Raw genomic sequence first — 21,310 nt, forward strand, 5'->3', positions numbered from 1 at the left:
CTGGCCCGTAATCGACGGGTCGACGTCGCGTGGGTGCCCGATTCTCATGCGCGGTCCGTGGGGCCAAATGCGTTATTAAGGTGATCCTTTCGGATGTCCTTGGTCTCGCGGGCCGTTGACTCCTTTGTACTCCAGGACCCGGGCAAGCGGAAGTCCTGGCTGCAGTTCTTTACTTTTACTCTCAAACGGTCGCTAAACGGGCACCTTGTATGTCAGAGAACCGTCGCCCGGCGCCGGCTGGCGTACCAGACGAGGCCCGCGGTGGCCGCCGCCGCTCCTATGGCCGCCGCCGCGACGAGTGCCGGACGGGACGGTGCGGAGAACGCGGGGAGCCGCTGCTTGAGCCGGACCGGCCGGTGGAAATCGAGAATCGGCCACCCGCGCGCGAGTGCCTCGCGGCGCAGCGTGCGGTCCGGGTTCACGGCATGGGGGTGCCCGACGGACTGGAGCATCGGCAGATCGGTCGCCGAGTCGCTGTATGCGTAACAGCGCTCCAGGTCATACCCCTCGGACTCGGCCAGCTCCTTGATGGCCTCGGCCTTGGTCGGGCCGTACGCGTAGTACTCCACCTCGCCGGTGAAGCAGCCGTCCTCGCCCACGACCATCCGGGTCGCCACCACCCGGTCCGCGCCGAGCAGTTCGCCGATCGGCTCGACCACCTCGGCGCCCGACGTGGACACGATCACGACGTCGCGGCCGGCGGTGTGGTGCTCCTCGATGAGGGAGGCGGCCTCGTCGTAGATGATCGGGTCGATCAGGTCGTGAAGGGTCTCGGCCACGATCTCCTTCACCTGTTGGACGTTCCAGCCGCGCACGAGTGCCGAGAGGTACTCACGGGTCCGCTCCATCTGGTCGTGGTCCATACCGCCCACCAGGAAGACGAACTGGGCATACGCGGTACGCAAGGCGGCCCTGCGGTTGATCAGACCTCCTTGGTAGAACGACTTGCTGAAGGTGAGCGTGCTCGACTTCGCAATGACCGTCTTGTCCAGGTCAAAGAAGGCCGCTGTGCGGGGCAAGGAGTGGTTTTCCACGACCCTGAGCATAGGCGCAGCCCATTCGGCGTAAGGTGGGGCGCGTGGGTTTGCCTGAGAAGGCTCTCGGGTACACCATGGAAGTCACGGATCGTTCGCGACCGTGCTAACCCGGCCCGGCTCCTCCCCCCCCGAGTCGGCCGTGGAGACGACCCCCACTCTCCCCCCCGGTGGGGGTCGTCGCACGTCCGGGTGCGTTTCTTCCCTTCCTTCTGTGTCCCTGTGCGGCTCTACGGCCGTGTCGAGGCGGCTGCGGCCGCCTCTTTCGCATGTCCATGATCCGTCACTGTGCGTAGCTGTCGCACTGCGTTGCGGAAGTCGCACACATGGCAGTGCGACGGGCACCGGTATGGGTGACGGCGATATTCACAACGGCTGAGTTGTCCACAGTTATCGACCAAGATCCACAAGATTTCCGGCATCGCTGCACCGTGATTCCAGCGCGGCCCGCCGACACCGACTCGATGGCTGGTTCCGGTTAGTCGGCCGCGTTTGGCCGGTTCGTATCGGCCGTTCATATGAAGGCCGGTTGCCGGTTCTTCACACGTTTGGGAATCGCGAGGCCCTGGAGGTCCTCGCGAGATGCAGCGAAGGGGGATGGAAATCGTGGCCGCAGCCGTCACACACGATCCGCCGCCCGCCGCCGAAGGGCGACAGGGCGGGCCGTTGATCGTCACCGAAGACCCGGTGCTCCTCGACGACCTGCTGCGCCTGTGCGCGGCGGCCGGCGCCACACCCGAGGTCCATCCGGGGGTGCCGGAACCGAGAGGCCGCTGGGAGGCCGCACCGCTCGTCCTGGTCGGCGACGACGCCGCGCGGCGCGTGCGCGGAGCCACCCGCAGAGGCGGAGTGGTCCTCGTCGGACGGGACCAGGACGACTCCGGGGTCTGGCGCCGGGCCGTCGAGATCGGCGCCGACCATGTCCTGATGCTGCCCGACGGGGAGCAGTGGCTGGTCGACCGGATCGCCGACGTCGCCGAGGGCGTCGGCCGGCCCGCCCTCACCGTCGGCGTCATCGGCGGCCGCGGCGGGTCCGGGGCATCCACCCTCGCCTGCGCGCTTGCCGTCACCTCCGCGCGGGAGGGACTGCGCACCCTGCTCGTGGACGCCGATCCGCTGGGTGGCGGACTCGACGTACTCCTCGGTGGCGAGACCGCGGAGGGCCTGCGCTGGCCCGCGTTCGCCGCCTCGCGCGGCCGGGTCGGCGGCGGTGCCCTGGAGGAGTCGCTGCCTCAGCTGCACTCCCTGCGGGTCCTCAGCTGGGACCGCGGCGACTGCGTCGCCGTCCCGCCGCAGGCCGTCCGCGCGGTGCTCGCCGCGGCCCGCCGCCGGGGCGGCACGGTCGTCGTCGATCTGCCGCGCCGCATCGACGACGGCATCGCCGAGACCCTCGCCCAGCTCGACCTCGGCATCCTCGTGGTCCCCGCCGAACTCCGCGCCGTCGCGGCGGCCGGGCGGGTGGCCTCCGCAGTCGGGATGGTCGTGCGCGATCTGCGCGTGGCGGTCCGAGGGCCACATGCGCCCGGGCTCGACGACCGGGAGGTGGCGCGACTGCTCGGACTGCCGCTGGTGGGCGAGGTGCCCCTGGAAGCGGGGCTGCTGCGGCCGCATGAGAGCAGGACGCCGCCGGGCGCCGGGCGGGGGCCGCTGGCGCGGTTCTGCAAGGAGTTCTGGGAGCGGGCGTTGGTGGAGGCGGCATGAGTACCTACTCCGACGAGGTGGGCCGGGCGTTGTTCGGCGCAGGGCGGGCCGAGGGCTCGGTGGCGATCAGGGCCGGTGCGGCGTCCGCGGTGGGGCGGTCGGGCGGGGCGGACATGGCCCCGCCGTTGCTCGACGGCGTACGGCAGTGGCTCGCCGAGAGCGGGGCCGAGCCGACGCCCGCGCGGGTGGCACAGGCGCTGCGGGAGCAGGGGCGGGTGCTCGGTGACGCCGAAGTCCTCGGGGCGGCCGAGCGGTTGCGCTCCGAGCTGGTGGGCAGCGGCCCGCTGGAGCCGCTGCTCGCCGACCCTCGTGTGACCGATGTGCTGGTGTCGGCACCGGACCGGGTCTGGGTGGACCGGGGAGGCGGGCTCGAACTCACCACGGTCGCGTTCCCCGACGCCGCCGCCGTACGACGCCTCGCGCAGCGCCTGGCCGCGGTGGCCGGACGCCGGCTGGACGACGCGCGGCCCTGGGTGGACGCCCGGTTGCCCGACGGGACACGGCTGCACGCGGTGCTGCCGCCGGTGGCCGTCGACTGCACCTGTCTGTCGCTGCGGGTCGTACGGCCGCGAGCGTTCACTCTCGACGAGCTGATGGCGGCGGGCACTGTGCCGCCGGGCGGGGACCGGGTGCTGCGGGCGCTGATCGAAGCACGGCTGTCGTTCCTGATCAGCGGTGGGACGGGCAGTGGCAAGACAACGCTGCTGAGCGCCTTGTTGGGGCTCGTCGGGCCGGGCGAACGGATCGTGCTGACCGAGGACTCCGCGGAGCTGCGGCCGGACCATCCGCACGTCGTACGCCTGGAGAGCAGACCCGCCAACCAGGAGGGCGCGGGCCTGGTCTCGCTCGAGGACCTGGTGCGGCAGGCGTTGCGGATGCGGCCGGACCGGCTGGTGGTGGGCGAGGTGCGTGGGCCTGAAGTGGTGCATCTGCTGGCCGCGTTGAACACGGGTCATGAGGGCGGCTGCGGAACGGTCCATGCCAACGCGGCGGCCGATGTCCCGGCCCGGCTGGAGGCGCTCGGCACAGCGGCCGGACTCGACCGGGCCGCGCTGCACAGCCAGTTGGCGGCCGCGCTGTCCGTCGTCCTGCACCTCGCCCGTGACCGCAGCGGGCGGCGCCGGATCGCCGAGGTGCATGTGCTGGAGCGGGATCCGTCGGGGCTGGTGCGGACGGTGCCGGCGCTGCGGTGGGGTGCGGAGGCGTTCGTGTACGAGCGGGGGTGGGAGCGGCTGCGGGGGCTGCTCGGCACCGCGGGGTCCGACAGGGGGTGTGGTGATGGGTGAGGTGGCGACGGGAGCGGCGCTGGTGTGTGCCGGGGCGGCGGTCTGGCTGTCGGTCGGGTGGCGTTCCGGGGCGCGGCGAGCGGAGTTGCTGCTCGCGGGGGCCGGTGGGGCGGTCGGGGCCGGTTTGCCGGTCTGGCGGCAACTGGCGGGTGGAGTACGGCGGCTGGGGAGCGAGTGGTGGTCGGCGGCGGCCGGACTGGTGCTGGCCGTGCTGGGGGCCTCGGTGCTGCCGCTCGTCGTGGGGGCGGCCGGAGTGCCGTCGTTGCGGCGGGTGCGGTTGGCGCGCGAGGCGCGGCGGGCCCGGGAGCGCCGAGGGGCCGCGGTCATCGCGTTGTGCGGGGTGCTCGCCGGAGAGGTGCGGGCCGGACGGCAGCCGGGTGAGGCCCTGTTGGGGGCCGCGCGGGACTCCGAGGGGCTGGGGGAGGCGCAGCCGGCGGTGCTGGCGGCCGCGCGGTTCGGCGGGGACGTACCGGGTGCGCTCGCGGGCGCCGCACGGCAGCCGGGGGCCGAGGGGCTGCTGGGCCTCGCGGCGTGCTGGCGGGTAGCGGTGGACCGGGGAGCGGGGCTCGCGGCCGGGCTCGAACGGCTCGAGGCGGCGTTGCGCGCGGAGCGGGACCAACGTGCCGATCTGCGTGCCCAGTTGGCGGGAGCACGCTCCACGACGGTGATGCTCGCCGGACTCCCCGCCCTCGGTCTGCTTCTCGGCACGGCCCTCGGCTCCGACCCGCTCCATGTCCTGTTGCACACCGGGCCCGGCCTGGGCTGCCTGGTGATCGGCGGTCTGCTGGAGGGGGTGGGGATGTGGTGGGCGGCGCGGATCGTGCGGGGAGCGGAAGCGGTGTGAGGACGGAATCGGCGTGGGGTTCGGAAAGGCAGGCGCTGTGAGTACGGAAGTTGTCCACAGGCTGGGGGTGATCGCGGGAGCCGTCATGGTGCTCGCGTGGCTCGCTCGGTGGGTGGAGGGAATGCGGCGCGAGCGGAGGCTTCGGCGGCGGCTGACCCGACTGGTGGCCCAGGAGACAGTGCCGGTCGGACCACGGCGTGAGGTGAGGACGGTCGTGCGGCGGTGGTTGCCCTCGCTGGGCGCGGTGGCCGGCGGGTGGGTGCTGGTCGGTGGGGCTCCCGGTGTCGCGGTGGGGCTGGCTGTCGCGGCGGGCCTGTGGTGGTGGCGGCGCCGGCAGGGCGACGAGGACACGGGGGAGTCGTACGACGTCGCAGAGGCGGCACGCCAGCTCCCGCTCGCCGCCGATCTGCTGGCGGCCTGTATCGCGGCCGGCGCCGGTCCGGTGATCGCGGCGCGGGCGGTCGGCGAGGCGCTGGGCGGGCCGGTCGGGGAGGGGCTCGCGCGGGGCGCGGCGGAGGTACGGCTGGGCGGTCCGCCCGCCGAGGCATGGCGACGGCTGGCCTCGATGCCGGGTGCCGGTCCGCTGGCGCGGTTGCTGGAACGGGCCGATGTGTCCGGGCTCCCGGCGGCCGTACCGGTCGCACGGCTCGCCGCGGAGGCCCGCGCCGAGTGGGCGCGCTCCGCGACGGCACGGGCCCGGCGGGCGGCGGTCATGGTGACCGCTCCGGTGGGGCTGTGCTTCCTGCCCGCGTTCATCGCGGTCGGTGTGCTGCCTGTGCTGATCGGCCTGGCCGGCGGGGTGCTGGGAGGGGGTGGCGGATGACGGGACGGATCCGGACCGACAGCAAGTGATCGAGCGACAGCAGTCAACAGGACCGACCTATACGGGGGTTGAGATGTACAAGGTGGTGCGGGCACGGATGCGTGCCCTGGTGTGCGGGGCGCGTGCGGCGCGGAGGGACGCGGGGATGGTCACGTCCGAGTATGCGATGGGGATCATCGCGGCGGTGGCGTTCGCGGCCGTCCTCTACAAGGTGGTCACCAGCGGGGCGGTCAGCGCGGAGCTGCAGGCCATCGTGAAGCAGGCGCTCGATGCGCGGATGTGAACGGGGCCGCGCGGACCGGGGGTTCGTGACGGCGGAGTCGGCCGCGGTGCTGCCTGTGCTGGTGATGTTCGTCACGGCGCTGGTGTGGGGGCTGCTTGTGGTGGCCGCGCAGATCCAGTGTGTGGACGCGGCGCGTACGGGGGCCCGGGCGGCGGCGCGGCAGGACCCGGCCGACGCGGTCGTCGAGGTGGCCCGCGAGGCGGCACCGCGCGGTGCGCAGGTCACGGTCAGCAGGGAGCGACAGGGGGAGGGAGCGCAGGTCCGGGTGGTGGTCGTGGCGAAGCCGCCGATGCTGGGACGGCTGCCCTTCGACGTGCGGGAGGAAGCGGTGGCGTCGGTGGAGGGGGCGGGCCCATGAGAAGGGGCTTCCCGCGGTGCCGGAGCTCTGCCTTGCGCCCGGCCACCTTGGAGGAGGGGCTCGCGCGGCGCCGGGGTCTCGCCTGTGACCGCGGCTCCGCCACCGTCTGGAGCGTCGGTGCGATCGCCGTGCTGTGCGTGGTGTTCGGCGTCGTGCTCGCCCTGGGCCAGGCTGTCGTGGTCCGGCACCGGGCGGCCGGGGGTGCGGATCTCGCGGCGCTCGCGGCGGCGGACCACTGGGCGGAGGGCGGTGAGGGGGCCTGCGCCCGGGCGGAGCGGGTGGCCAGGGCCCAGGGCGCCCGGCTCGTGCGGTGCCTGATCGTGGGCGAGACCTCGGACGTGACGGCGACGGCGGGCCGGGGGCCGTTCGCGGCGGAGGTCAGGGCACGGGCGGGACCGGCGGACCTGCCCTTTCCGGGACCGGAGGAGCGGTCGTCACCGGCGGAGCAGCCCCCTTCGGGACCGGTGGACCTGCCCCCTCCGGCACCGGATCCTGTCGAGCCGGCTCCGGTGGCTCCCCCTGCGCCTCGGGCTTCTCCTCCGGCGCCCCCCGCAACAGCACCGTGAGCAACCGCACCGCCCCCCTCTTGTGCAGCGGGTCGTTCCCGTTGCCGCACTTGGGGGACTGGATGCAGGACGGGCAGCCGGCGTCGCACTCGCAGGCGGCGATGGCCTGGCGGGTGGCGGTGAGCCAGGCGCGGGCGGTGTGGAAGGCGCGCTCGGCGAATCCCGCGCCGCCGGGGTGGCCGTCGTAGACGAAGACCGTGGGGAGCAAGGTGTCGGGGTGCAGCGGGATCGAGACGCCGCCGATGTCCCAGCGGTCGCACGTCGCGAACAACGGCAGCATGCCGATCGAGGCGTGTTCCGCCGCGTGCAGGGCGCCGCCGAGGATCTCCGGGTTGATGCGGGCCTCGTCCAACTGGTCCTCGGTGACCGTCCACCACACCGCGCGTGTGCGGAGCGTGCGAGGAGGGAGGTCGAGTTTCGTCTCGCCGAGGACCTCGCCCGTGATGAGACGTCTGCGGAGGAAGGAGACGACCTGGTTGGTGACCTCGACCGAGCCGTAGCACAACCTGCCCTCGCCCCAGGGGACTTCGACATCCGTCTCCAGGACGGAGACGGCTGTCGTGTCGCGGGCCACCGTGGAGTACGTCGGGTTCGCCTCCTCGACCAGGGCGACCGAGTCCTCCAGGTCCAGGGACCGGACGAGGTAGGTGCGGCCCTGGTGGAGGTGGACCGCGCCCTCGTGGACGGTCGTGTGCGCGGCGCCCGCGTCGACCGTGCCCAGGAGGCGGCCTGTGCCCGACTCGACGATCTGGACCGGGTTGCCGCCCCCGCCGCGGATGTCGGTGAGATCGGCGGCCCGTTCCCGGCGGGTCCAGTGCCAGGCCTTCGTACGGCGGCGCAGGAGTTTCGCGGCCTCCAACTGCGGGAGCAGGCCCTCGGTCTCCGGGCCGAACAGTGCCAGGTCGTCGTCGGTCAGCGGCATTTCCGCGGCCGCCGCGCACAAGTGCGGTGCCAGGACGTACGGGTTGTCGGGGTCCAGGACCGTCGACTCCACCGGCTGGTCGAACAGGGCCTCGGGGTGGTGGACGAGGAAGGTGTCCAGGGGGTCGTCGCGGGCGACCAGGACGGCGAGGGCGCCCTGACCGGAACGGCCCGCGCGGCCGGCCTGCTGCCACAGGGACGCGCGTGTGCCCGGGTAGCCGGCGATGATCACGGCGTCCAGGCCGGAGACGTCGATGCCGAGTTCGAGCGCGGTCGTCGCGGCCAGGCCCAGCAGTTCTCCCGAGTGGAGGGCCTGTTCCAGGGCGCGGCGTTCCTCGGGGAGGTAGCCGCCACGGTAGGCCGCCACACGTCGGGCCAGGGAGCGGTCGATCTCGCCCAGCCGCTCCTGGGCGATGACCGAGATGAGCTCGGCGCCGCGCCGGGAGCGTACGAAGGCGACCGAGCGGACGCCCTGCACGGTCAGATCCGTGAGCAGGTCGGCCGTTTCGGCCGTGGCGGTACGGCGGACCGGGGCGCCCTTCTCGCCCTGCATCTCGGTGAGCGGGGGCTCCCAGAGGGCGAACACCAGTTCACCGCGCGGTGAGGCGTCGTCAGCCACCTCGACCACCGGGAGGCCGGTGAGGCGGCGGGCGGCGACCGAGGGCTCGGCGGCGGTCGCGGAGGCCAGCAGGAAGACGGGAGAGGCGCCGTAGCGGGCGCAGAGACGGCGCAGCCGACGCAGCACCTGGGCGACGTGGGAGCCGAAGACGCCGCGGTAGGTGTGGACCTCGTCGATGACGACGTACTTGAGCGACTTCAGGAAGGAGGACCAGCGGGGGTGGGACGGGAGGATGCCGCGGTGCAGCATGTCCGGGTTGGTCAGCACGTAGTTGGCGTACTGGCGGATCCACTCGCGTTCCTCGAACGGGGTGTCACCGTCGTAGACCGCAGGTCGAACTGAATTGCCCAGCGGTTGTGAAAGTTCCTTCACAGAACGCCACTGGTCCGCCGCGAGCGCCTTCGTGGGGGCGAGGTACAGCGCCGTGGCCCCGCGGCCGTTCGGGGCCTCCGAACCGTCCAGGAGGGCCGTCAGGACGGGCGTGAGGTACGCCAGGGACTTGCCGGAGGCCGTGCCGGTCGCGACCACCACCGATTCGCCGTCGAGGGCGTGCTCGGCCGCCTGTGCCTGGTGGGCCCAGGGGTGCTCGACACCGGCGGCCTGCACCGCGGCGATGACCTCCGAGCGAATCCGGTCAGGCCAGACGGCATGGCGACCCTCGCGCGGGGGCAAGTGCTCCGTATGAGTGATGCGCGCAGCCCGACTCGGCCCGGAGGCGAGCCGGTGCAGGACCGTGCCCGGTTCCGGCCGGGAGACGGGTTCCGCCGAGGGTCGATCGGATCGGTGATTCTTGGCCATCGGCACCGAGTGTGTCACTGGCGTGACGGACAATGGGACCAAGGCGTCGTGCACGCCTGCCGTAAGTGATTGAATGCCATCGCGGCTGGCGAACCGTCCTGGGGGCTTCAAGCCGAGGTGTCCCGCGGGACGACCGCTCGAGTAGCAAGGTGCTGGAGGATCCGTGGACCTGTCCCTGTCGACCCGTACCGTCGGCGATCGCACGGTCGTCGAGGTCGGTGGCGAAATCGACGTATATACCGCGCCCAAGCTGCGCGAGCAGCTGGTCGAGCTGGTGAACGACGGGAGTTTCCACCTCGTCGTCGACATGGAGGGCGTGGACTTCCTCGACTCCACCGGGCTCGGCGTACTGGTCGGCGGACTGAAGCGGGTGCGTGCCCATGAGGGCTCGCTGCGCCTGGTCTGCAACCAGGAGCGCATTCTGAAGATCTTCCGCATCACCGGTCTCACCAAGGTGTTCCCGATCCACACCTCGGTCGACGAAGCGGTGGCGGCCACCGACTGAACCACCGGCCCGGGGCGCGGAAAAAGGACCGCCCCCCGGGACGGCAGTAGTACATGGGGGTCCCGGCTTTCGGCAGCCCGGTCCCCCGACAGCACGCCCGTAGTTCCGAGGGGGATGCATGGCCACCGTTGAACTCCGCTTCAGCGCGCTGCCCGAGCACGTCCGCACCGCCCGTCTGGTGGCGGCAGCGGTGGCGCGCAGGGCCGGAGTGGACGAGGCCGTTCTCGACGAGGTCAGGCTCGCTGTCGGCGAGGCCTGCTCACGTGCCGTCGGACTGCACCAGAACGGCGGCATCACCGCACCGGTGAAGGTGCTGCTCATCGAGGAGGAGAAGCAGTTCTCCATCGAGGTGGGCGACGAGGCGCCGCGCTCGGCCCCGGGTGACCGGGCGCCCGGCGGGGCCGCCGAGGGCGTGGACGTGGAGACCGATGAGGACGAGATGGGCCTCGCGGTCATCAGCGGCCTCGTGGACGACGTGGAGGTCACCGCAGGGGAGCACGGCGGGTCGATCCGTATGACTTGGCCGACCACTCCGCCGGCCGCGACGCTTCCCTGATCTCACCGTCGTAGAAGACCTCAAGGGCCCTGCTCAGCAGGGCCCTTTCTTCTTTTCTCTGAATTCGTGAAAGAATTCACGATCAATCGCCCGATAATTCGATCAAGCGTCAATGCCTTTGGGGCATTAGCTCTTTCGGGTTCTGTGTCGTGACGTCGATCATTTGCTGAAGAGCATGTGAAGGCTAATTCCGTTTACCGCCCACTGTTTTGATCAGGTTCCGCTACCTACAATCCGTCCACATCTTGAGCTCAGCACAGGCGTCAAGGAGGACGAATGGCGGGGCTTTCTACCCCTCATCAGTTGGACCATCCCACTTCCCTCGCAGCCGCGGTCCTGACGGACGACAACCGGATCATCATCTGGGTGATCGCCGCCGTCGCACTGGCCGCGCTCGTGGTCGCGGGCATCCTGGTACGCCAGGTGCTCGCGGCGGGCGAGGGCACCGACAGCATGAAGAAGATCGCGACAGCGATCCAGGAAGGTGCGAACGCCTATCTGGCGCGGCAGATGCGCACGCTCGGCGTTTTCGCCGTGGTCGTGTTCTTCCTGCTCATGCTGCTGCCCGCGGACGACTGGAATCAGCGCGCCGGTCGATCCGTCTTCTTCTTGATCGGCGCGGCGTTCTCGGCGGCCACCGGCTATATCGGCATGTGGCTCGCCGTGCGCAGCAATGTGCGCGTTGCCGCGGCGGCACGGGAAGCGACCCCTGCGGAAGGTGAGCCGGAAAAGGATCTCACCGCCGTCTCGCACAAAGCAATGAAGATCGCTTTCCGTACGGGCGGCGTCGTCGGCATGTTCACGGTGGGGCTCGGTCTGCTGGGCGCCTCCTGTGTCGTGCTGGTGTACGCGGCCGACGCACCGAAGGTGCTCGAGGGCTTCGGCCTCGGGGCCGCGCTGATCGCCATGTTCATGCGTGTCGGCGGTGGCATCTTCACCAAGGCCGCTGACGTCGGCGCCGACCTGGTCGGCAAGGTCGAGCAGGGCATTCCGGAGGACGACCCGCGCAATGCCGCGACCATCGCCGACAACGTGGGCGACAACGTCGGCGACTGCGCGGGCATGGCGGCCGACCTCTTCGAGTCGTACGCCGTGACCCTGGTCGCCGCGCTGATCCTCGGTTCGGCGGCCTTCGGCGACGCCGGGCTCGCCTTCCCGCTGATCGTGCCGGCGATCGGTGTGATCACCGCGATGATCGGCATCTTCGCGGTCGCCCCGCGCAGGACCGACCGCAGCGGGATGTCCGCGATCAACCGCGGTTTCTTCATCTCCGCGGTGATCTCGCTCGTGCTGGTGGCCGTCGCCGTCTTCGTCTATCTGCCGTCGTCGTACGCCGACTTCAGGGGCGAGGGCGTCACCGACAGCGGCATCCTCGGCAAGGACGGCGACCCGCGGGTCCTCGCCCTCGTCGCGGTGGCGATCGGCATCGTGCTCGCCGCCGTCATCCAGCAGCTGACCGGCTACTTCACCGAGACCACCCGGCGTCCCGTCAGGGACATCGGGAAGTCCTCGCTCACCGGCCCGGCCACCGTCGTCCTCGCCGGTATCTCGATCGGTCTCGAATCGGCCGTCTACACCGCCCTGTTGATCGGCCTCGGCGTCTACGGGGCGTTCCTGCTCGGCGGTACGTCGATCATGCTGGCGCTGTTCGCGGTGGCACTGGCCGGCACCGGTCTGCTCACCACGGTCGGTGTGATCGTCGCCATGGACACCTTCGGGCCCGTCTCCGACAACGCCCAGGGCATCGCCGAGATGTCCGGTGACGTCGAGGGCGCGGGCGCGCAGGTGCTCACCAACCTGGACGCGGTCGGCAACACCACCAAGGCCATCACCAAGGGCATCGCCATCGCCACCGCCGTCCTGGCGGCGTCGGCGCTCTTCGGGTCGTACCGTGACGCGATCACGACCGGCGCGCAGGACGTCGGCGAGAAGCTGTCCGGCGACGGTGCGCCGATGAGCCTGATGATGGACATCTCGCAGCCCAACAACCTCGTCGGTCTCATCGCGGGCGCGGCGGTCGTCTTCCTCTTCTCGGGGCTCGCGATCAACGCCGTGTCGCGGTCGGCGGGTTCCGTGGTCTACGAGGTGCGGCGGCAGTTCCGCGAGCGTCCCGGGATCATGGACTACAGCGAGCAGCCGGAGTACGGCAAGGTCGTCGACATCTGCACCCGGGACGCCTTGCGGGAGCTCACCACGCCCGGACTGCTGGCCGTGCTGGCGCCCATCTTCATCGGGTTCACGCTCGGTATCGGCGCGCTGGGCTCGTTCCTGGCGGGCGCGATCGGGGCGGGCACGCTCATGGCGGTGTTCCTCGCCAACTCCGGTGGCGCCTGGGACAACGCCAAGAAGCTCGTCGAGGACGGTCACCACGGCGGCAAGGGCAGCGAGGCCCACGCCGCGACGGTGATCGGTGACACCGTCGGCGACCCCTTCAAGGACACCGCCGGCCCCGCGATCAACCCCCTGCTGAAGGTGATGAACCTCGTGGCGCTGCTCATCGCGCCCGCGGTGATCAAGTTCAGCTATGGCGAGGACAAGAGCATCGGCGTACGGATCACCATCGCCGTCCTCTCGCTTCTCGTGATCGTCGGCGCGGTCTACGTCTCCAAGCGGCGCGGGATTGCCGTAGGGGACGAGGAGGGCGCCAAGAGGTCGGTCAAGTCGGCCGATCCCGCGGTGGTTTCGTAGGCGGTCATACGGGACCGCCTGCTCAAGGGGCGGGCGGGGGGCGCGTACGGACGCGTCCCCCGCCCGTTCTGTGTGTTCACGCCCTCCTCGTGAGCCTTCTCTCACTTGGTGCAAATGGCTTTAATGCGTCACTTAACGGACGTCCTACCTGTGGATGTCATCCATCTGCCGTGTATGTTCCGGGGCCGAGGAGCCATGGAAGGGACCAATCCGGTGAACAAGAAGCTCGCGGCCGCGCTGTCCGGCGGTGCGGTACTGGCGATGGCACTGTCGGCCTGCAGCAGCGGTGACGACAACAGCGAGAAGCTGGACGCCTGGGCCAAGGAGGTCTGCAGCGCCGTGCAGCCGCAGGCCAAGAAGATCGAGGCCGCCAACACGGCGATCCAGAAGCAGACCTCGGACAACAGCACGCCGCAGGACGTCCAGAAGACGGACTCCCAGGCCTTCCAGGACATGGCCGAGGCCTACAAGGCGATCGGGGCCGCCGTGCAGAAGGCCGGCGCGCCGGAGACCGGGGACGACGCCAAGAACGCCGAGAAGAAGCAGCAGGACGCCGTCAAGGAGCTCAACAGCCTCGCCGCGTCCTACGCCTCCCTGCAGAAGCAGGTCGACGACCTCAACACCAAGGACCAGGCGAAGTTCGCCGACGGCCTCAAGGACATCGCCACCGCGCTCGACAAGCTGAGCACCAGCGGCAGCGACGCCCTGAAGACGCTCGAGGAGGGCGACGTCGGCAAGGCGATGGCGCAGCAGGAGAGCTGCAAGAGCGCGTCCGCCTCGCCGGCGGCCACCACCGGCTGACATCCACCCCTGCGTGACCCCGGCGCCGTAGGCATTGCCTGCGGCGCCGGTTCACAATGGGGTGGTGAGTAACGCCAGCCTTGCCTCTCTGCCCTCCGTCGACCGCCCCGACGTCGCCGCGCGTCTGAGGGACGCCCTTCTGGGGGCCTCCTTCACCGCCGACGGGCTGCTCGAACTGCTCGGTGCCCCCGCGTACGCGGCGCTCGCGCGCAGCGAGACCGTGCCCGCCCTGCGGGCGACCCGCGGGGACACACCGCTGGAGGTGCTCGTACGGCTCTTCCTGCTGCAGCAGCCGGTGCTCCACGCGCGCGTGGCGGGCGTGCTGCCCGTGGACGCGTGTCTGGAGAGCGGGTGGCTGGTGCGCGCCGGCTCGGACGAGGTCGCCGCGACCGTCGACGTACGTCCGTACGGCGGACCCGACGGCGAGGACTGGTTCATCGTGTCCGACCTGGGGTGTGCCGTCGGCGGGGCCGGAGGCATCGGCAGCCGGGCCGAGGGCGTGGTCCTGGGGGTCGGCGGCGCCTCCACGACCCTGGCGGGTATCACCGTCCGCAAGCCCGTCTCCGCCGCCCTCGACCTCGGTACCGGCTCCGGTATCCAGGCGCTGCACGCCGCGCAGCACGCCACGCGCGTGACGGCGACCGATCTCAACCCGCGCGCGCTGCACATCACCGGGCTCACGCTGGCGCTGTCCGGCACCCCGGCGGCCGAGCTGCGCGAGGGCTCGCTGTTCGAGCCGGTGAAGGACGGGGAGACGTACGACCTGATCGTCTCGAACCCGCCGTTCGTGATCTCGCCGGGAGCCCGGCTGACGTACCGGGACGGCGGGATGGGCGGGGACGATCTGTGCCGGTCGCTCGTTCAGCAGGCGGGGGAGCGGTTGAACGAGGGCGGGTTCGCGCAGTTCCTCGCCAACTGGCAGCACGTGGAGGGGGAGGACTGGCAGGACCGGCTGCGGTCGTGGGTGCCGCGCGGGTGCGACGCGTGGATCGTGCAGCGCGAGGTGCAGGACGTCACGCAGTACGCCGAGCTGTGGCTCAGGGACGCCGGTGACCACCAGGGCGACCCGGCCGAGTACCAGGCGCTGTACGACGCCTGGTTGGACGAGTTCGAGGCGCGCAAGGTGAGGTCCGTCGGGTTCGGCTGGATCACCCTGCGCAGGACGGGGGCCGCCGTGCCCTCGGTCGTCGCCGAGGAGTGGCCGCACCCCGTCGAGCAGCCGCTCGGCGACACCGTCAGGGCGCACTTCGAGCGCCTCGACTTCCTGCGCGAACACGATGACGCCGCTCTGCTGGAGGGCCACTTCAGGCTCGCCTCCGAGGTTGTCCAGGAGCAGGTCGGGCTGCCCGGCGCCGAGGACCCGGAGCATGTCGTGCTGCGGCAGAACCGCGGGATGCGCCGGGCCACCAAGGTGGACACGGTCGGTGCGGGCTTCGCCGGAGTGTGCGACGGCTCGCTGAGCGCGGGGCGGATCCTGGACGCGATCGCGCAACTGGTGGGCGAGGATCCGGTGTTGCTGCGGGACCGTACGCCGGCGCAGATCCGGCTGCTGGTGGAGCAGGGGTTCCTGGAGCCGGCGTGAGGCTTGATCCCGCGTGACGCCTGAGACGGGCGGGCGCCCCTGGGGCCCATGTGCCCGATCTGGTGGGATTGCTCCTGAAAAGGTCTCCTGTCAGTGGCACCTGCGAAGCTACCTTCGAGAGACAGAGTTCACGCGTCCTCGGGGGAGGCACGCTGTCTCGGGTCTCGGGGGGAGGCGTGATGGTGGGGGATACGCCGGATCAAGGCGAAGGCAGGGTCATCAACGGGCGGTACCGGCTGCTGCGGTCGCTCGGCGCGGGCGGCATGGGCCGGGTCTGGCTCGCGTACGACGAGGAGTTGGCCTGCGAAGTCGCGATGAAGGAGATCGCGCTTCCGGATGTGCCGATGGACGCGACCGAGCCCGCCCAGCGCATCGCGCGGGCCCGCAGCGAGGCCCGGCACGCGGCGCGGCTGCGCGGCCATCCGCATGTGGCGACGGTGCACGACGTCGTGGTCCACGAAGGACTGCCGTGGATCGTCATGGAGTACGTGCCGGACGCGGTCGACCTCCAGGCGGTCGTACGGAGTTCGGGGCCGCTGCTGCCCGCCCAGGCGGCCCGCATCGGGCTCGCGGTGCTCGACGCGCTGACCGCGGGACACCGGATCGGCATCCTCCACAGGGATGTGAAACCGGCCAACATCCTGCTGGCGTCGGACGCTTCGGGCGATCCGTACGCGCGCGTGCTGCTCACCGACTACGGCATCGCGCTGCAACCCGAGTCCCGCGAACCCCGGCTCACCGCCACGGCGGGCATCCTCGGCACACCGGGCTACCTCGCTCCGGAACGCGCGCGTGGGGAGCCCCCGACGCCGGCCGCGGACCTGTTCTCGCTGGGCGCGACGCTGTACTCGGCCGTGGAGGGGCGCGGTCCCTTCGACCGGCACGGTGACTACGCCACGCTGACGGCGCTGCTGGGGGAGGAGCCGACGCCTGCGGTGCGGGCCGGTGAACTGGCGCCTGTGCTCCAGGGGTTGCTCGTGAAGGACCCGGTGCGCAGGTCGTCGCCGGAGACGGTGGCGCGGGGGCTGGAGCGGGTGGTGCGGGGTGCCTCGCCCGCGTGGCCCGCGGCGGCCGGTGCGGCGCCGGGGGGATTCGGGCCGCCACCCGAGGGGTTCGGGGCGGCGACACCCCAGACGCCGGGTGCGCCACCGACGCCGAGCACTCCGCAGACACCGCACACTCCGCACACTCCGCACACTCCGGGAGGGGTGCCCCAGGGGGTGGGCGGCGCGGCGGGGGCGGTGACTCCGGGAGCCGGGGGCTTCGGCCCCGGTGCTCCGGGTGGTGGCGGTCCGGTCACGCCCGGCGGGGCGCCCTCTTCGCAGTACGACCCGTGGCGGCAGGCCTCCGTATCGCAGCAGTCGCCCGAGGCCGGCAATCCCTACGCGCAAGGGCCCTACGCGAGCGGCGGCGCGCAGTCGCCCTCCGCGGGCGGTGGCGGCCCTGCGCCCTACGGGCCGTACACCGGCGGCGGTTCGACGCCGTACGGCGGCCCGGCGCCCTACGAGGGCAGTCCCGCCCCGCCGTACGCGGGCGGCACCTACGGCGCCGGCTGGGGCGCGGGCGGGCCGGGTGCCCCTGGCGGCGGGCCGCCGCCCCCGCCGTCGCCTTCCAGGAAGCGGCTCGCCGTCGTCGCGCTCGTCGTGGCCGCCGTGCTCGTCGTCGCCGGCGGCACCTGGCTGGCCGTCTCGCTGACCGGCGACGGCGGTGGCGACGACACCGCCGCCGCGAAGAAGCCGCCCACGTCCAGCGTGCCCAAGTCCTCGGCACCACCCACCGGACCGGTGCTGCCGTACGGCGATGTCGTCGGACTCAGCCAGCCGCTGGAGACCGGCGACTGTGTGCAGGCGGTCTGGTCGGGGACGCCGTTCAAGTCGGTGCCGAACCTGGGCAAGGTGAGCTGCTCCGAGGACTGGCCCGACGGTCAGGTCGTGGCGGTCGACACGGCCACCGACGCCGCGGACGCGGCCGCCGAGGGCGCCGAGCGCTGCGCGAACCAGACGCGCGCGGTCGTCGACGCCCTGCCGGACGCGGCCGGCTACGCCGTGGTACCGACGAAGGAGGGCTTCACCGTGGCCAACAGCGGTACGGCATGTCTCGTACTCGGGCGCCATGCCGCGATAGGCGGTGAAGTGGGCCGGTTCCGCGACGAGGGCGCCAACCTGTGGGTCGGTCAGATGAGTGTCGGCGACTGCTGGATCTACGAGGAGGGGGACGACGGCTACAACGCCCCGCTCACCGATTGCGTGAAACCCCACACCGACCAGGTCATAGGCGTCGTCCAGGCGCCCGGCGGCATGAACTACGAGAAGGGCGCCGACAACGCGACCAAGCTCTGCGGCAACAAATTCGAGTCGACCTGGGCACCGGGGTCGGAGCGGGCCGTGTTCGGCTGGGTGGCCGACGAGGACGACTGGAACCAGGGGTTCAAGAGGGCCGTGTGCACCGTGGGACGGACCGACAACGGGAAGACGACCGGAAAGATACCCGCGCCCGGATCGGTCTGAGCCCCCGGCCATGGGCGGGAGCGCCGGGGCGGTCCACCGCCGCGTCGGTCCCGCGTTCACCTCAGGTTCGCCTGGCCGCCGCCCGCGCGTGTCAACCTCCCGGGGCCGGACACTCGCGGCCGGGGCAAAAGGGGGCAGGGGCGTCATGGAGAGGGGACCGGCGATCTTCGCTGGGGTGGTGTTCGCCCTGTTCGGGGGTGGGCTGCTGATGTGGACCGCGGCCCGGGTACGACAGCGCGAACCCGTCGCACACGGTGTGAACCCGGTCGCATCGGTGACCCTCGCGGGCCTCGCCGCGGTGGTGGCGCTGGGCCTCGGCGCATGGTGCCTCACCCGTATCTGAGGATCATGGAAAAGCCGAGGTCCCGGTAATCGGGAGGTCTCCCTCCGGTAAGGCTCGAAATAGCCGGTGGGTACTCCGGGCGGCAGGAATGGCGGTAGTCGGGTTACCGTTCGAGTGGCCGTTGCGGGCTTTTCCCGTTTGACACGGGGGCGGGATGTACCGTCACACTCCGCAGCGTCACCATGACCCGACCCCGGGATGAAGGCGCCTGGGGAGGCCCCAAGCGTCGACCGGAGAGAAGAGCGAAGTTGTCCCCGACCAGCGAGACCGCAAAAGGCGGCCGCCGACTCGTCATCGTCGAGTCGCCTGCCAAGGCGAAGACGATCAAGGGCTATCTCGGCCCTGGTTACGTCGTCGAGGCGAGCGTCGGGCACATCCGCGACCTCCCCAACGGTGCCGCGGAGGTGCCGGAGCAGTACACCGGCGAGGTCCGCCGGCTCGGCGTGGACGTCGAGCACGACTTCGAGCCGATCTATGTCGTCAACGCCGACAAGAAGGCTCAGGTCAAGAAGCTCAAGGATCTGCTGAAGGACTCCGACGAGCTCTTCCTCGCCACCGATGAGGACCGCGAGGGCGAGGCCATCGCGTGGCACCTCCAGGAAGTGCTCAAGCCGAAGGTCCCCGTCAAGCGGATGGTCTTCCACGAGATCACCAAGGCCGCGATCCAGGCCGCCGTGGCCAACCCGCGCGAGCTCAACCAGAAGCTGGTCGACGCCCAGGAGACCCGCCGTATCCTCGACCGTCTCTACGGCTACGAGGTCTCGCCGGTCCTGTGGAAGAAGGTCATGCCCCGTTTGTCGGCGGGCCGTGTCCAGTCCGTCGCCACCCGGCTCGTGGTGGAGCGGGAACGCGAGCGCATCGCGTTCCGGTCCGCCGAGTACTGGGACCTGACGGGCACCTTCGCGACCGGCCGCGCGGGCGACTCCAGCGACCCGTCGACCCTCGTCGCCCGCCTCCAGAGCGTCGACGGCAAGCGCGTCGCCCAGGGCCGTGATTTCGACTCCCTGGGACAGCTCAAGGGCGCCAACACGCTCCACCTCGACGAGGCCAACGCCCGCGCGCTGGCCGCCGCCCTGGATCAGACACAGTTCGCCGTGCGGTCCGTCGAGTCCAAGCCCTACCGCCGCTCGCCGTACGCCCCGTTCCGTACGACGACGCTCCAGCAGGAAGCTTCGAGGAAGCTCGGCTTCGGAGCGAAGGCGACCATGCAGGTCGCGCAGAAGCTGTACGAGAACGGCTTCATCACCTATATGCGTACGGACTCCACGACGCTCAGCGACACCGCTGTCACCGCGGCCCGTGCGCAGGTCACCCAGCTGTACGGCGCCGACTACCTGCCCTCGGCCCCGCGAACGTACGCCGGAAAGGTCAAGAACGCGCAGGAGGCGCACGAGGCGATCCGCCCCTCGGGTGATCGTTTCCGCACGCCTGCCGAGACCGGACTGACCGGCGACCAGTTCAAGCTCTACGAGCTGATCTGGAAGCGGACCGTCGCCTCCCAGATGAAGGACGCGGTCGGCAACTCCGTGACCGTGAAGATCGCCGGCGCCGCCGCCGACGGCCGGGACGTCGAGTTCAGCGCCTCCGGCAAGACGATCACCTTCCACGGCTTCATGAAGGCGTACGTCGAGGGTGCGGACGACCCGAACGCCGAGCTGGACGACCGCGAGCGCCGGCTGCCCCAGGTCAGCGAGGGCGACCGGCTCAGCGCCGAGGAGATCACGGTCGACGGGCACGCCACCAAGCCCCCGGCCCGCTACACCGAGGCCAGCCTGGTCAAGGAGCTCGAAGAGCGCGAGATCGGCCGTCCGTCGACGTACGCCTCGATCATCGGCACGATCCTCGACCGCGGCTATGTCTTCAAGAAGGGCACGGCACTCGTCCCGTCCTTCCTGTCCTTCGCCGTGGTCAACCTCCTGGAGAAGCACTTCGGGCGGCTCGTCGACTACGACTTCACCGCCAAGATGGAGGACGACCTCGACCGCATCGCGCGGGGCGAGGCCCAGTCCGTGCCGTGGCTCAAGCGGTTCTACTTCGGCGAAGGCACCGAAGGCGGCGCGGCGGTCGCCGGTAACGGTGACGGGGATCACCTCGGCGGCCTCAAGGAGCTCGTGACCGACCTGGGCGCGATCGACGCGCGCGAGGTGTCGTCGTTCCCGGTGGGCGACGGCATCGTGCTGCGGGTCGGCCGCTACGGCCCGTACATCGAGCGCGGCGAGAAGGACTCCGAGGGGCACCAGCGCGCGGACGTGCCGGAGGACCTCGCCCCGGACGAGCTGTCCATCGAGCTCGCGGAGGAACTGCTCGCCAAGCCGAGCGGTGACTTCGAGCTCGGCGCCGACCCGGAGTCGGGCCACCAGATCATCGCGCGGGACGGCCGCTACGGCCCGTACGTCACCGAGGTGCTCCCCGAGGGCACCCCGAAGACCGGCAAGAACGCCGTGAAGCCGCGTACGGCCTCGCTGTTCAAGTCGATGTCGCTGGACACGGTGACCCTCGCGGACGCCCTCAAGCTGATGTCGCTGCCGCGTGTCGTCGGCAAGGACGCCGAGGGCGTGGAGATCACCGCGCAGAACGGCCGCTACGGCCCGTACCTGAAGAAGGGCACGGACTCACGGTCTCTCACCGCCGAGGACCAGCTCTTCACGATCACCCTCGAAGAGGCGCTGGCGATCTACGCCCAGCCCAAGCAGCGGGGCCGGGCCGCCGCCAAGCCGCCGCTGAAGGAGCTGGGCGCGGACCCCGTCAGCGAGAAGCCGGTCGTGGTCAAGGACGGCCGTTTCGGGCCGTATGTGACCGACGGGGAGACCAACGCGACCCTGCGCTCCGGCGACAGCGTCGAGGACATCACCCCGGAGCGCGGCTTCGAACTGCTCGCCGAGAAGCGCGCGAAGGCTCCCGCCAAGAAGACGGCGAAGAAGGCGCCCGCGAAGAAGGCCCCGGCCAAGAAGGCGACGGCCGCCAAGACCGCGGCCAAGAAGACGACCACGACCGCCAAGAAGACGACGGCGAAGAAGACCACCACCAAGAAGGCGGCGGCCTCGAAGACCGCGTCGGAAGACTGAGTTGCGCCGCGGACCTTCACCTCGGGTTCG

16 protein-coding genes and 1 pseudogene are annotated in these 21,310 nt (G+C 71.1%); 15 read left to right on the top strand and 2 right to left on the bottom strand.

The annotated features are described in order from the left end of the window. Positions 1-212: 212 nt before the first annotated feature. Entirely contained in the window at positions 213-1,046 is an 834-nt protein-coding gene (locus TN53_RS21985; protein WP_046260303.1) for an HAD family hydrolase, read from the bottom strand. 585 nt (positions 1,047-1,631) lie between these two features. Between TN53_RS21985 and ssd the strand changes: the two genes are divergently transcribed. The 7 genes and pseudogenes from ssd to TN53_RS45350 all read left to right on the top strand — a co-directional run. Continuing rightward, complete coding sequence (gene ssd / locus TN53_RS21990) at positions 1,632-2,735, top strand: septum site-determining protein Ssd (protein ID WP_046260304.1); 1,104 nt, start codon at positions 1,632-1,634, stop codon at positions 2,733-2,735. A 113-nt stretch (positions 2,736-2,848) separates the two neighbouring features. Continuing rightward, a complete protein-coding gene (locus tag TN53_RS21995) occupies positions 2,849-4,021 on the top strand; it encodes a TadA family conjugal transfer-associated ATPase (protein ID WP_046260325.1) in 1,173 nt (390 codons plus the stop codon). After that, entirely contained in the window at positions 4,014-4,865 is an 852-nt protein-coding gene (locus TN53_RS22000) for a type II secretion system F family protein (protein ID WP_046260305.1), read from the top strand. Before TN53_RS21995 ends, TN53_RS22000 begins: the two co-directional genes overlap by 8 nt. A 37-nt stretch (positions 4,866-4,902) precedes the next feature. Next, complete coding sequence (locus tag TN53_RS22005) at positions 4,903-5,688, top strand: type II secretion system F family protein (RefSeq protein ID WP_046260306.1); 786 nt, start codon at positions 4,903-4,905, stop codon at positions 5,686-5,688. 73 nt (positions 5,689-5,761) lie between these two features. After that, a complete protein-coding gene (locus tag TN53_RS22010; protein WP_046260307.1) occupies positions 5,762-5,971 on the top strand; it encodes a DUF4244 domain-containing protein in 210 nt (69 codons plus the stop codon). Continuing rightward, positions 5,958-6,329 carry a TadE family type IV pilus minor pilin gene (locus TN53_RS22015; protein WP_046260308.1) on the top strand — a complete coding sequence of 124 codons (372 nt, stop codon included), beginning with the start codon at positions 5,958-5,960 and terminating at the stop codon, positions 6,327-6,329. Before TN53_RS22010 ends, TN53_RS22015 begins: the two co-directional genes overlap by 14 nt. Further along, positions 6,326-6,667 (top strand): annotated as a pseudogene (locus TN53_RS45350) (Rv3654c family TadE-like protein); the annotation flags it as partial. The gene TN53_RS22015 and the pseudogene TN53_RS45350, both read left to right, overlap by 4 nt. Before the next feature lie 40 nt (positions 6,668-6,707). Here TN53_RS45350 and TN53_RS22020 read toward each other — a convergent pair. Beyond that, positions 6,708-9,233 (bottom strand): DEAD/DEAH box helicase, encoded by a 2,526-nt coding sequence (locus tag TN53_RS22020; protein ID WP_234441664.1) that lies wholly within the window; start codon positions 9,231-9,233, stop codon positions 6,708-6,710. 163 nt (positions 9,234-9,396) lie between these two features. Between TN53_RS22020 and bldG the strand changes: the two genes are divergently transcribed. From bldG to topA, 8 genes are all read left to right on the top strand, one after another. Beyond that, on the top strand, positions 9,397-9,738 hold the full coding sequence (bldG, locus tag TN53_RS22025) for an anti-sigma factor antagonist BldG (RefSeq protein ID WP_005475923.1): 342 nt from the start codon (positions 9,397-9,399) through the stop codon (positions 9,736-9,738). Between the two features lie 118 nt (positions 9,739-9,856). Continuing rightward, on the top strand, positions 9,857-10,294 hold the full coding sequence (locus TN53_RS22030) for an ATP-binding protein (RefSeq protein WP_046260309.1): 438 nt from the start codon (positions 9,857-9,859) through the stop codon (positions 10,292-10,294). A gap of 276 nt (positions 10,295-10,570) precedes the next feature. Then, the gene (locus TN53_RS22035) at positions 10,571-12,982 is read left to right on the top strand and encodes a sodium-translocating pyrophosphatase (RefSeq protein ID WP_046260310.1); all 2,412 of its coding nucleotides are present in this window, start codon (positions 10,571-10,573) and stop codon (positions 12,980-12,982) included. Between the two features lie 195 nt (positions 12,983-13,177). Then, positions 13,178-13,783 (top strand): small secreted protein, encoded by a 606-nt coding sequence (locus tag TN53_RS22040; RefSeq protein WP_046260311.1) that lies wholly within the window; start codon positions 13,178-13,180, stop codon positions 13,781-13,783. A gap of 64 nt (positions 13,784-13,847) precedes the next feature. Then, positions 13,848-15,365, top strand: a complete 1,518-nt coding sequence (locus TN53_RS22045) for a DUF7059 domain-containing protein (RefSeq protein WP_046260327.1) — start codon at positions 13,848-13,850, stop codon at positions 15,363-15,365. Between the two features lie 179 nt (positions 15,366-15,544). After that, positions 15,545-17,872, top strand: coding sequence for a serine/threonine-protein kinase (locus tag TN53_RS22050; RefSeq protein WP_046260312.1), 2,328 nt, complete (start codon positions 15,545-15,547; stop codon positions 17,870-17,872). A gap of 145 nt (positions 17,873-18,017) precedes the next feature. After that, on the top strand, positions 18,018-18,215 hold the full coding sequence (locus tag TN53_RS22055; protein WP_046260313.1) for a hypothetical protein: 198 nt from the start codon (positions 18,018-18,020) through the stop codon (positions 18,213-18,215). 248 nt (positions 18,216-18,463) lie between these two features. Then, complete coding sequence (gene topA / locus TN53_RS22060) at positions 18,464-21,280, top strand: type I DNA topoisomerase (protein WP_046260314.1); 2,817 nt, start codon at positions 18,464-18,466, stop codon at positions 21,278-21,280. Positions 21,281-21,310 lie beyond the last annotated feature (30 nt).

This window comes from Streptomyces sp. WM6386 (assembly GCF_000972385.1).
GTDB lineage: Bacteria > Actinomycetota > Actinomycetes > Streptomycetales > Streptomycetaceae > Streptomyces.